Genomic DNA, 12,666 nt, shown 5'->3' on the forward strand with positions numbered 1-12,666 from the left:
GAGCGGCAACTACTTTGCCCCTCTCCCCAACCCGTCCCCCACGGGGGAGGGGGCAGGTTGCTGTCGGGTTTGCCCGTGCAGAGTACTTTCGACGGGGTGCAGGCTGCTTTCGGTTTTCAGGTCGTCTGAAACGGCTGCTGCACTTTGTTCCCTCTCCTGAGGGAGAGGGTGTGTTACGGCTGCGGAAAATTTGGTTTGGTCGGTAACCGCTTCGCCTTCTCCCTCGGAGGCGGAAGTGGGTTGCTGTTGGCTCGGAGATTGCAGCCCGCCCAGTTTGAACCCGTAAGCCAACGGCGCGACCGTGATCATCAGCCGCTCGTGCGCCGATAAAAAGCCCTGCCAGTCGGACACTGGTTTGGCTTTCAAACCGTTTTGCTGCAAGAAGCCGAGCATGGTTTCGCGCCGTCCCAAGCTTTCGGCGCACAGCAAAATCCGTCCTTCAAAGGTCGTCTGAAAATCCTTCAATGCCTGCAAAGGCTCGTCGGATTGGCGGTTGACGGCAAGGTCGGGCAGGGTGTGTTCCTTGCCGGAAACATCGGGCAGCACTTGTCCGTAGTTTTTCAGACGGCCTGCGAATATATCGGCAGAGAGATACAAATACTGTGGAAGCAAAGGCGGATAGGTTTCGTCGCCCTGCGCCATCGCGTAACGTGATTTGACGTCGCTCCAAAAGCGGTTTGCTTCGGCGTGAACGTCGCCCAAAGAGACAAACAGCGCATCTTCGCCGATATAGTCAAACAGCGTTTCCAACTCGTTTTCAAAAAACAGCGGCAGATAATATTCCACGCCTGCGCCGAAATGGCCGTTGCTGACGGCTTTGTACACGGCGGCATCGTTCGGATTGCCATCGACTTCCTCGCGGAAGCGGCTGCGGAAGATTTTTTGCGCCTCGCTGTCAGTGGGGAACTCGTGCGCCGGCAGCAGGCGGATTTCGGAAACGGGGGAAATGGTGCGTTGCGTTTCGGTATCAAAGGTTTTAATGCTGTCGATTTCATCGTCGAACAAATCGATGCGGTAAGGCATTTCGCTGCCCATCGGGAACAAATCGACAATGCCGCCGCGCACGGCAAATTCGCCCGCCGCGACAACATGGGAAACATGGTTGTAGCCCGCATCCACCAAATCGGTTTTCAGACGGCCTATATCCAAAGTCTGCCCCGTTTTCAGCCAAAACGTGCGTCCCGCCAGAAACGGCACGGGCGGCAGCTTTTGCATCGCCGTGGCAACCGGCACGAACAATACGTCTGCCGCGCCGCTTTTAATCTGCCACAACGCCGAGAGCCGCTCTGACACCAAATCCTGATGCGGCGAAAAACGCTCGTAAGGCAGCGTTTCCCAGTCCGGCAGGAACACCGCCGTATCGTGCGGACGGAAAAAACGCCATGCCGTCTGAAGGCGCAACGCCTGTTCCGTATCTTGGGTCAGCACGGCTTTGAGCCGCTTATGCGGCAGGTAACGCGCCAAAGCCAGCGGCAGCGAGCCTTGCGAAAGATTGAGCCAACGGGATTTTTCACGGGGTTTGGGGATAGGGTAGGTCATGGCGTAGGGACAATGGATTGCGGCAGCCGGAAAATTTTTCGGGCCGCCGTGATGGGTTATAAAAGCGGGATTTTAGCAGATTAACAGCGGGTGTAAGGAGCGGGATGGTTTGGGTGGTTTTCAGACGACCTTTTTGATTTCCTCAACCCTGTTTGCGCCTCGTCTGAAAAAACGCCTGTAAAACGGCTTTGCATTCGCCTTCCAAAATGCCGCCTTTGATTGCCGTGTGTTTGTTCAGCAGCGGGTTGGCAAACAGATTGACTACGCTGCCTGCCGCGCCGGTTTTGGGTTCTGCCGCGCCGTAGATGACGCGGCGGACGCGGGCTTGGATGATGGCGGAGGCGCACATGGCGCAGGGTTCGAGCGTGATGTAGAGGTCGCACTCGTCGAGGCGGTAGTTTTGGAGGGCGGCTCCTGCGGCGGCAAGGGCGCGGATTTCGGCGTGGCGGCTGATGTCGTGATCGCTGACGCAGGTGTTGTGTGCGGCGGCGATGATTTGGTTGTTGGAGACGACGACCGCGCCGACGGGGATTTCGCCGATGCGGGCGGATTGTTCTGCCTGCGCCAAGGCAGCGCGCATGAAGGTTTCCATTTCAGACGACGTGGAAAAAACGGCAACGGGCGGATGGTTTTTAAGGGCTTGTTCCAAAGCGGTTTTCTGCGTTTGCGGCAGGTCTTGCGGTTTGATACCGAGCAACAAGGCTTCGAGTTGCCAAAGTGTGCTGCGGGTAACGGTCAGTCCGGCCGCCTTGAGCAACAGGAAGGCTTGGACGGAACCGGTGTCGCGCAGCTCCCCTACACTGCGGATGCCGAGGGCTTGCAGGGCGGCTAAGGTTTGCGGGGCGACGGGCGGCGTGGTCAACAGGGTCGGCATGGCGTTTTAGATTTGGAAATGGCGGCGGACAAGTGCCAAGGTCGTCTGAACGTGGTCGCCGTCGGTATAGGGGTCGATGCTGTGCGCCAATGGGATTTTGCGCAGCCAAGTGAGTTGGCGTTTGGCAAGTTGGCGGGTGGCGGCAATGCCTTTTTCGACAAAGGTGTCGTAATCGGTCAAGCCTTCGAGGTAATCCCATGCCTGCCGGTAGCCGACGCAGCGCATAGAGGGCATATCGGCGGTCAGTTCGGGATATTTTTGGCGCAGGGCGCGCATTTCGTCGATGAAACCTTGTTCCAGCATTTGTGTGAAACGGCGGGCGATGTTTTCGTGCAGCAAGGCGCGGTTTTCGGGAATCAGGGCGGTGGTGCAGAGATCGAGCGGCGGGGTGTAGTCGGCTTTTTCGGCAAAATGCGCGCTCAAGGGCTTGCCGGTCAGGCGGTACACTTCTAAAGCGCGTTCGATACGTTGGCTGTCGTTCGGTTTCAGACGACCTGCGGTTTCAGGGTCTATGGTTTGCAGGTTTTGATACAAATGCGCCAAGCCGTAGCGGTTTTTTTCTTCCTGCAATTCGGCGCGCACGGCGGCATCCGCTTCGGGCAGGTCGTTCAAGCCTTCGGTCAGCGCGTGGAAATACATCATCGTGCCGCCGACAATCAAAGGCAGCCTGCCGCGCGCGCGGATTTCCTCCGCCAGCCGCACGCAGTCGCCGACAAACTCCGCTGCGCTGTAAGACTCCGTCGGCGGGATAATGTCGATAAGGTGGTGCGGCACGGCATCAAGCTCGGCAGCCGTCGGCTTTGCCGTGCCGATGTCCATATCGCGGTACACCAGCGCGGAATCGAGGCTGATGATTTCGACCGGCAGGGCTTCGGCGATTTTCAAGGCAAGGGCGGTTTTCCCGCCGGCAGTCGGACCGAGTATGGCAAAGGCTTTTGGGGTGTTCATATCAAAAGGGGCGTGGGGAAACGGACGGATTATAGCAAAAGGTCGTCTGAAAACGGTTCGGCAGTTGGATTGCGGAACGATATTTTCAGACGACCTTTTTTGTTGGGGAGAAACGTTCTCTGTTTTAAACCGCGTCGGTCAGTGAAGAGAACACTTCAAAATAAGTCGGAAAGGTTTTATGGGTGCATTTCGGGTCGTTGATGACGACGGGTACGCCCAACAGGGAAACCAGCGAGAAACACATCGCCATGCGGTGGTCGTCGTAAGTGTCGATGACGGCGTCGGGCGTCAGCGTTTCAGGCGGGGTGATGTGAATCGCTTCCGCTTCTTCGACTACTTTTGCACCAAGTTTGCGCAACTCGTTTGCCATCGCGGCGATGCGGTCGGTTTCCTTGACGCGCCATGAACCGATATTGCGCAGCGTGCAGGTTTGTCCTGTGGCAAGCGCGACGATGGCGAGGGTCATGGCGGCATCGGGGATATGGTTTGCATCCAAATCAAAGGCTTGGACGGCGCGTTCCTTCGGGCGCGAGACTTCGACGAAGTTTTCGCCCCACACTACGTCCGCACCGATTTTTTCCAGCTCGCGGGCAAAGGCGACATCGCCCTGTATGCTGTTTGCGCCGATGCCGGTAACGCGGACGGGTGTGGCGGCAATCAAACCTGCTGCGAGAAAGTAGGATGCGCTGGAGGCATCGCCTTCGACGTGTAAGTGTTCGGGCGCGTGGTAGCGGGCATCCGCGGGGATTTTGAAGACGCGGTAGTCTTCATTGACAACCTGTACGCCGAATTGCGCCATCAGTTTCAAAGTGATGTCGATATAGGGCTTGGAAATCAACTCGCCGACCATACGGATTTCAAATGCCTGCCCGGTCAGCGGCAGCGCCATCAAAAGGGCAGTCAAAAACTGGCTGGACACATTGCCTTTAATCGGAATCACGCGCTCGCCGCGGTCTTGGCGCTCGCCGATATGAAGCGGCGGATAGTGTTCGTTGCCGAGATATTCGACATCGGCGCCGGCAATCCGCAGCGCATCTACCAAATCGCCGATAGGGCGTTCATGCATACGCGGCACGCCGTGCAGATGATAATCGCCGCCCAAAACGGCAAGCGCAGCAGTCAGCGGGCGGAAAGCCGTTCCCGCGTTGCCTAAAAACAAATCGGCAGTCCGATTGGGGAAACGTCCTCCTGTGCCGTGTACTTTCAGACGACCTTCGGCAAGATATTCGATTTCAACGCCGAGTTTATCAAGCGCTTCCAACATACGGTCGGTATCGTCGGATTTGAGCAGGGAATGGATTTCGCAAGTGTTGTCGGACAAGGCGGCGAGCAGCAGGGTGCGGTTGCTGATACTTTTGGAGCCGGGCAGGGCGACGGTGGCGGGCTTGAGCGAGGCGGCTGGGAGGCGGATGGATTCGGTCATGATGGTCGTTTGGGAAGCGGAAACAGAAAACGGCATTATACGGCAGGGAGGGGTCGTCTGAAAAACCAAAACTGTCAACAATCCGCATAAAATGTTATACTTTTCCGCAATTTTGCGACGATGGCGGAGGCTTGTTTTTTCTGCCCGCCAAGCGCGTCGTCCCGAGCTTTTTCAAAGGCTTTTACACGTTCGCAAGGTCGTCTGAAAACACCCGACAAACGGAACCGAAATGATCAGCAAACAAGAATACCAAGCCCAAGCCGCCGAAGGCTACAACCGCATCCCGCTCGTGCAAGAACTCCTTGCCGACTTGGATACGCCGCTTTCCCTCTATCTCAAACTCGCCAACCGCCCCTATACCTACCTGCTCGAATCCGTTGTCGGCGGCGAACGTTTCGGCCGCTATTCCTTTATCGGACTGCCTTGCAGCCACTATCTCAAAGCCAGTGGCAAACATGTCGATGTTTATCAAAACGGCGAAATCGTCGAGCAACACGACGGCAATCCGCTGCCCTTTATCGAAGCCTTCCACAACCGCTTCAAAACGCCCGAAATCCCAAGTCTGCCGCGCTTTACCGGCGGATTGGTCGGCTACTTCGGTTACGAAACCATCTACAATTTCGAACACTTCGCCCACCGCCTGAAAAACACCGCCAAAGCCGACCCGCTCGGCACGCCCGACATCTTGCTGATGCTGTCGCAAGAATTGGCGGTTATCGACAATTTAAGCGGCAAAATCCACCTCATCGTTTACGCCGATCCGTCGCAGCCCGACGGCTACGAACGCGCCCGCGAACGCCTCGAAGACATCCGCACCCAGTTGCGCCAAAGCTGCGCCATCCCGCTTTCGCTCGGCAGCAAACACACTGAAGCTGTCAGCGAATTCGGCGAAGAGCCGTTCAAAGCCTGCGTCGATAAAATCAAAGACTACATTTTCGCAGGCGACTGTATGCAGGTAGTACCCAGCCAGCGCATGAGCATGGAATTCACCGACAGCCCGCTCGCCCTCTACCGCGCCTTGCGCACGCTCAACCCTTCGCCTTACCTCTTTTACTACGATTTCGGCGATTTCCATATCGTCGGTTCCTCGCCCGAAATCCTCGTCCGCCGCGAACGCGACGACGTCATCGTCCGCCCCATCGCCGGCACGCGCCTGCGCGGCAAGACCCCCGCAGAAGACCTTGCCAACGAGCAGGACTTATTAAGCGACGCCAAAGAAATCGCCGAACACGTCATGCTTATCGATTTAGGGCGCAACGACGTCGGCCGCATCAGCAAAACGGGCGAAGTCAAAGTAACCGACAAAATGGTGATTGAAAAATACTCCCATGTGATGCACATCGTTTCCAACGTCGAAGGTTGTCTGAAAGAGGGCGTTACCAACATGGACATCCTTGCCGCCACGTTCCCCGCCGGCACGCTCTCCGGCGCACCCAAAGTCCGCGCCATGGAAATCATCGAAGAAGTCGAACCCAGCAAACGCGGCATCTACGGCGGCGCCGTCGGCGTATGGGGTTTCAACAACGACATGGATTTGGCAATCGCCATCCGCACAGCCGTAGTGAAAAACAACACGCTATACGTCCAAAGCGGCGCAGGTATCGTCGCCGACTCCGACCCGACCTCCGAATGGCAGGAAACGCAGAATAAGGCCCGAGCAGTGGTCAGAGCGGCGCAGATGGTGCAGGAAGGGTTGGATAGGTAGACTTGGAGTGTTCAGACGGCCTTTAAAGAATCAACAGGCCGTCTGAAAATCCAAACAATAAGCAGCAATCGTTTGATTAGAATAGCTACCTTTACCGCGTCATTCCCGCGCAGGCGGGAATCCAGAAATTTAAAATGACGGGAATATCTAAAGGTTTCTGAAAGATTGAGGCTTGGATTCCCGCCTACGCGGGAATGACGGATTAAAGTTTTTTGCGGAAACATGATGCAACCTGCCGTTTATATACTCGCCAGCCAACGAAACGGAACGCTGTATATCGGTGTAACATCCAATCTCGCCCAACGTGTTTACCAACATAGAGAACATTTGGCGCAAGGATTTACAAATCAGCATCATGTAACCATGTTGGTTTGGTACGAACTGCATTCCACGATGGAACACGCCATTACCAGGGAAAAGCAATTGAAAAAATGGAATCGGCAATGGAAGCTGCGCCTTATTGAAGAAAAAAATCCCAGTTGGCAGGATTTATGGTTTGAAATTATTAAATAACCATCATTTCCACAAAACATTTAAATTAACCCTGGTACCCTTTGGATTTCGTCATTCCCGCGCAGGCGGGAATCCAGACTCTTAGGTTTCAGAAATCTTTAAACATTGCAGGGTATTTATCCTCTGGATTCCCGCCTGCGCGGGAATGACGGATTGACGGTTTCAGACGACCTGAAATAAACATTAGAACACAGACAGATTAAAACACCATGAACACCTCCCCCATCCTCCCCCCCGCTACCCTCGGCATTCTCGGCGGCGGACAATTAGGCAGAATGTTTACCGTTGCCGCCAAAACCATGGGCTACAAAGTCACCGTTCTCGATCCCGATCCGAATGCGCCGGCAGCGGAATTTGCCGACCGCCATTTGTGCGCGCCGTTTGACGACCAAGCCGCTTTGGACGAGTTGGCAAAATGCGCGGCGGTGACCACTGAATTTGAAAACGTCAATGCCGACGCGATGCGCTTTCTGGCAAAACATACCAACGTTTCCCCCAGTGGCGACTGCGTTGCCGTCGCGCAAAACCGTATTCAGGAAAAAGCGTGGATACGGAAAGCGGGGCTGCAAACCGCGCCGTATCAAGCGATTTGCCGTTCAGACGACATCAGCGAAGCAAGCGCGCAATTTTTGCCCGGCATCCTAAAAACGGCTACGTTGGGCTACGACGGTAAAGGTCAAATCCGCGTCAAAACGGTGGACGAACTCAAAGCCGCGTTTGCCGAACACGGCGGCGTGGATTGCGTTTTGGAAAAAATGGTGGATTTGCGCGGCGAGATTTCCGTTATCGTATGTCGTCTGAACAATGAAAACACGCAAACCTTCGACCCCGCCGAAAACATCCACGAAAACGGCATCCTCGCCTATTCCATCGCCCCTGCGCGGCTGAGTGCCGACGTGCAGCAACAGGCGCGGCAGATGGCGCAACGTTTGGCGGATGAGTTGGATTATGTCGGCGTATTGGCGGTGGAAATATTCGTCGTCGGCGATACGCATGAATTGGTCGTCAACGAAATCGCCCCGCGCCCGCACAATTCCGGCCACCATACGCTGGATGCCTGCGCCGCAGACCAGTTCCAGCAGCAGGTACGCATTATGTGCAACCTGCCGCCCGCCGACACCAAGCTGCTTTCTTCATGCTGCATGGCGAATATTTTGGGCGACGTTTGGCAGGAAGACGGCGGCGAACCGAATTGGCTGCCGTTGCAAAGTCATCCGAATACACATTTACACCTATACGGCAAAAAAGCCGCGCGGAAAGGCCGCAAAATGGGACATTTCACCGTCTTGGCCGCCGATGCCGACACTGCTTTTGAAGTGGCGGTGAAGCTGCATCAAAGTTTATAATTTTCTAATTTTTAGAATGTTCAGACGACCTCAGAATCAATCAAGGTCGTCTGAAAACCAGACATAACGTTCCGAATCATGAGCCTGTTGACCATACTCCGTCCCGCCACAGTACAAGATTGCCAAGCCATCCATAATGCCCATCTTCATGCTGCCCAATTTGCCTGCATTCGAAGCTACGACGAGAACGTGCTTCAGGCATGGGAAGCGCTGTTGGACACTGAAAGCTACCGCCATACCATCGACGATCCGGATAAGGCTTTGTGGGTGGTGGAATACAAAGGGGCTATCCGTGGATTTTTCCAAGTCGATTTCAAGGAAGCGCAATTAGACGCGCTTTATGTGCATCCGATTTTCCACAATCAGGGTTTGGGTACGGCATTGCTTAGGCGTGCCGAAGAGTTGGCGCACCATGCCGGATTGAGTTTTTTAAAACTTTATGCCTCGCTCAATTCCGTTCCGTTTTACCGCATCAACCGTTATGAGTCTCTGGGTTCTGCGGTGTTGCAGTTGAATCGGGAAGTCAAAGTCGAATGCGAATTAATGCGGAAATATCTTTAGTTAGATACAACCGTCAATCATTTTTCCCGTTTTCAGACGACCTTGTTTGTAAAAATGGTCGTCTGAAAATCATTTAGCGTTTCAGGTATCCATTGATGAAAACAGATTTCCAATCTACCCTTCAGGCCTTAGGCAAACAGGCGAAAAAAGAAGCGGAAGAAAAGGCCGCAGAAGAAGCGGCAGCTAAAAAGCAGGAAGCCGAGAATGCCGATTTTGCAAGTATGGTCGGGACGGTAACCCCGTTGAAACAAACTTCGCAATATTATTCTGCTCCGCGCGATAAATCGCCGATAAAGCCGCGTCCGAAAGAAGTATCTTCATTAAATGAGGAAGATTATTTCTATATAGGCAGCGGCGGTTGGGATGAGCCGCCTGCTTCGTTCAGCAAGAACGGGCAAGGTAAAAACGACCTGCAACGCTTGCGTAACGGCCATTATCCCGTCGTTGCCGATGTTGATTTGCACGGCTATACGCAAGAAGAAGCGCAACAGGTATTAAATGAATTTATCGTGTTTGTCCAAAAGCGCGGCATTTGTGCCGAAATTGTCCACGGTAGCGGACTGGGTTCGGCAGGCTATAAACCTGTTTTAAAAAATATGACGCGACGTTGGCTGATGCAGCATCCGGATGTCCTTGCCTATATCGAACCTCGCGAGGGCAATGACGGCGCTGTCCGCATCCTTATCAAACGCCGACATTCGGAGGAACGGTAATAGGGTCGTCTGAAATATAGCGGCAAAGCTATTTCAAAAACGGTGAAAGGTTATTTCGTATTTTTCCATTTTATTTTCGTTTTTGTATTAAAAAGAAAATTAAATAGGAAGAGTTTGATTGTTTTTGAATATATTAAATTGAAATTTGCTAGTTATACCGTTTGCTGATACGATTCTAAGCGAAGCAGATTCAAATAAATTCACCAGTGTGTCTTTTGTTTTTAATCCGGTTTTTAACTGATTGAAAAGATTTAGATTATCTAATTTTATTTGATTTGATTTTAGAAACTTTTCGTTTTTGTATACCAATTTTCGCAAACGAAAATATTAGGGTATAACCCTTCGTCATTGAATAACACTCAACATAAGGATAGATACTATGTCCACCCAATTACACGATGTTGACCCGATTGAAACTCAAGAGTGGTTGGACGCGTTAAGCTCGGTTCTGGAATATGAAGGCAGCGAACGCGCACAATACCTGTTGGAACATCTGGTTAAATACAGCCGCGACAAAGGCGTTCGTATGCCTCACGGCACGACTACTCCGTATTTGAATACCGTTTCGGTTGAAGACGAAAAAGGTATTCCGGGCGATCAAAACATCGAACACCGCATCCGTGCATTCGTGCGCTGGAACGCCGCCGCCATCGTATTGCGCGCCGGCAAAAAAGATTTGGAGCTGGGTGGTCATATCGCATCTTTCCAATCTTCAGCAACCATGTACGAAGTGGGCTTCAACCACTTCTGGAAAGCTAAGGGCGAAGGCGAAGAAGGCGATTTGGTATTCTTCCAAGGTCACATTTCTCCAGGCATCTACGCCCGTGCTTTCGTTGAAGGTCGTCTGACTGAAGACCAACTGGACAATTTCCGCCAAGAAGTGGACGGAAAAGGTCTGCCTTCTTACCCGCACCCGCACTTGCTGCCTGACTTCTGGCAGTTCCCGACTGTATCCATGGGTTTGGGTCCGATTATGGCGATTTATCAAGCCCGTTTCCTGAAATACTTGGAATCCCGCGGTCTGGCAAAAACCAAAGGCCGTAAAGTATGGGTATTCTGCGGCGACGGCGAAATGGACGAACCTGAATCACAAGGCGCGATTGCCCTTGCTGCACGCGAAGGTTTGGACAACCTGATTTTCGTCATCAACTGTAACCTGCAACGCTTGGACGGTCCTGTCCGCGGTAATGGCAAAATCATCCAAGAATTGGAAGGTAATTTCGCCGGTGCCGGCTGGAATGTTGTTAAAGTTATCTGGGGTCGCCGTTGGGATCGCCTCTTGGCAAAAGACAAAGACGGTATCCTGCGCAAACGCATGGAAGAATGTTTGGACGGTGACTACCAAACTTACAAATCCAGAGACGGTGCGTACGTTCGTGAACACTTCTTCAATACGCCTGAATTGAAAGCATTGGTTGCCGATATGACCGATGAACAAATCTGGGCATTGAACCGCGGCGGTCACGACCCTCAAAAAGTGTACAACGCTTACGACCTTGCAGCTAACCATGCAGACGGCAAACCTACCGTAATTTTAGCGAAAACCATTAAAGGTTATGGTATGGGACCATCGGGTGAAGGTCAAAACGTTGCACACCAAGCCAAAAAAATGGACAAAGCGTCTCTGAAACAATTCCGAGACCGCTTTGACATTCCTGTTACCGACGAGCAAATCGACAGCGGCGATCTGCCTTACCTGACTTTCGCTCCCGACAGCGAAGAGTACAAATACCTGCACGCCCGCCGCGAAGCCTTGGGCGGTTACCTGCCTCAACGTCATCCGACAAAAGAGGTATTGGAAGTGCCTGAGTTGTCCGCATTCGATGCTCAACTGAAATCCAGCGGTGATCGTGAATTCTCTACCACTATGGCATTTGTCCGCATTCTGTCTACTCTGTTGAAAGACAAAAAAATCGGCAAACGCGTCGTACCTATCGTTCCCGACGAAAGCCGTACCTTCGGTATGGAAGGCATGTTCCGTCAATACGGTATTTGGAACCCGAAAGGCCAGCAATACACTCCGCAAGACAAAGACCAACTGATGTTCTACAAAGAATCTACCGACGGTCAAATCTTGCAGGAAGGTATTAACGAACCGGGCGCGATGGCTGACTGGATCGCAGCGGCAACCAGCTACGCCAACAGCGACTTCGCTATGATTCCTTTCTACATCTACTACTCTATGTTCGGTTTCCAACGTGTCGGCGACTTGGCATGGGCTGCCGGCGATATGCACGCTCGCGGCTTCCTGTTGGGCGGTACTGCCGGCCGTACAACCTTGAACGGTGAAGGCCTGCAACACGAAGACGGTCACAGCCATATTCAAGCCGATTTGATTCCGAACTGCGTTTCTTACGATCCGACCTTCCAATACGAATTGGCAGTTATCGTACAAGACGGTCTGCGCCGCATGTATGCCAATAACGAAGACGTGTTCTACTACATCACTCTGATGAACGAGAACTACGCTCATCCGGACATGCCTGAAAGCGTGGAACAAGACATCCTGAAAGGTATGTACTTGCTGAAAGCCGGTGACAAAGGCGACAAGAAAGTTCAATTGATGGGTTCCGGTACCATCCTGCAAGAAGTGATTGCCGGCGCCGAATTGCTGAAAGCCGACTTCGGCGTAGAAGCAGACATTTGGTCTTGCCCGTCCTTCAATCTGCTGCACCGTGATGCCATCGAAGCCGAACGTTTCAACCGCCTGCATCCGCTGGAAGCTGAAAAAGTGCCTTTCGTTACTTCACAACTGCAAGGTCATGATGGTCCGGTTATCGTCGCTACTGACTATATCCGCAGCTATGCCGACCGTATCCGCGCGTACATCCCGAACGACTACCATGTCTTGGGTACCGATGGTTTCGGCCGTTCCGACAGCCGTGCCAACCTGCGCCGCTTCTTCGAAGTGGACCGCTACAACGTTGCCGTGGCAGCATTGAGCGCATTGGCAGAACAAGGCAAAGTCAGCAAAGAAACCGTTCAGCAAGCCATCGAAAAATACGGCATCAATGCCGACGTGGCTCCAAGCTGGAAACGTTAAT

10 protein-coding genes are annotated in these 12,666 nt (G+C 53.1%); 6 read left to right on the forward strand and 4 right to left on the reverse strand.

What is annotated here, in order from left to right; genetic code table 11:
* Positions 1 to 9: 9 nt before the first annotated feature.
* The 4 genes from NSCA4_RS12930 to aroA form a co-directional block, all read right to left on the reverse strand.
* Positions 10 to 1,539: a transcription-repair coupling factor family protein gene (locus NSCA4_RS12930; RefSeq protein ID WP_016687423.1), complete on the reverse strand. Its 1,530-nt coding sequence runs from the start codon at positions 1,537 to 1,539 to the stop codon at positions 10 to 12.
* Positions 1,540 to 1,681: 142 nt separating this feature from the next.
* Positions 1,682 to 2,404: a tRNA adenosine(34) deaminase TadA gene (gene tadA / locus NSCA4_RS0106710; RefSeq protein ID WP_029609599.1), complete on the reverse strand. Its 723-nt coding sequence runs from the start codon at positions 2,402 to 2,404 to the stop codon at positions 1,682 to 1,684.
* A 15-nt stretch (positions 2,405 to 2,419) separates the two neighbouring features.
* Positions 2,420 to 3,361, reverse strand: a complete 942-nt coding sequence (miaA, locus tag NSCA4_RS0106715) for a tRNA (adenosine(37)-N6)-dimethylallyltransferase MiaA (protein ID WP_016687425.1) — start codon at positions 3,359 to 3,361, stop codon at positions 2,420 to 2,422.
* A 124-nt stretch (positions 3,362 to 3,485) separates the two neighbouring features.
* On the reverse strand, positions 3,486 to 4,784 hold the full coding sequence (gene aroA / locus NSCA4_RS0106720; RefSeq protein WP_016687426.1) for a 3-phosphoshikimate 1-carboxyvinyltransferase: 1,299 nt from the start codon (positions 4,782 to 4,784) through the stop codon (positions 3,486 to 3,488).
* A 229-nt stretch (positions 4,785 to 5,013) separates the two neighbouring features.
* Between aroA and trpE the strand changes: the two genes are divergently transcribed.
* From trpE to aceE, 6 genes are all read left to right on the forward strand, one after another.
* Positions 5,014 to 6,489 carry an anthranilate synthase component I gene (gene trpE / locus NSCA4_RS0106725; RefSeq protein ID WP_016687427.1) on the forward strand — a complete coding sequence of 492 codons (1,476 nt, stop codon included), beginning with the start codon at positions 5,014 to 5,016 and terminating at the stop codon, positions 6,487 to 6,489.
* 225 nt (positions 6,490 to 6,714) lie between these two features.
* Complete coding sequence (locus tag NSCA4_RS0106730) at positions 6,715 to 7,002, forward strand: GIY-YIG nuclease family protein (RefSeq protein ID WP_029609600.1); 288 nt, start codon at positions 6,715 to 6,717, stop codon at positions 7,000 to 7,002.
* A gap of 209 nt (positions 7,003 to 7,211) precedes the next feature.
* The gene (locus tag NSCA4_RS0106735) at positions 7,212 to 8,348 is read left to right on the forward strand and encodes a 5-(carboxyamino)imidazole ribonucleotide synthase (protein ID WP_016687429.1); all 1,137 of its coding nucleotides are present in this window, start codon (positions 7,212 to 7,214) and stop codon (positions 8,346 to 8,348) included.
* 78 nt (positions 8,349 to 8,426) lie between these two features.
* Complete coding sequence (locus NSCA4_RS0106740; protein WP_016687430.1) at positions 8,427 to 8,909, forward strand: GNAT family N-acetyltransferase; 483 nt, start codon at positions 8,427 to 8,429, stop codon at positions 8,907 to 8,909.
* 95 nt (positions 8,910 to 9,004) lie between these two features.
* A complete protein-coding gene (locus tag NSCA4_RS0106745) occupies positions 9,005 to 9,622 on the forward strand; it encodes a Smr/MutS family protein (protein WP_016687431.1) in 618 nt (205 codons plus the stop codon).
* A gap of 379 nt (positions 9,623 to 10,001) precedes the next feature.
* Positions 10,002 to 12,665, forward strand: a complete 2,664-nt coding sequence (aceE, locus tag NSCA4_RS0106750) for a pyruvate dehydrogenase (acetyl-transferring), homodimeric type (protein WP_016687432.1) — start codon at positions 10,002 to 10,004, stop codon at positions 12,663 to 12,665.
* The last annotated feature ends 1 nt before the right edge of the window (position 12,666 follow it).

Origin of the sequence: Neisseria sicca 4320, from assembly GCF_000193735.1 — a bacterium.
Taxonomy (GTDB): domain Bacteria; phylum Pseudomonadota; class Gammaproteobacteria; order Burkholderiales; family Neisseriaceae; genus Neisseria; species Neisseria sicca_E.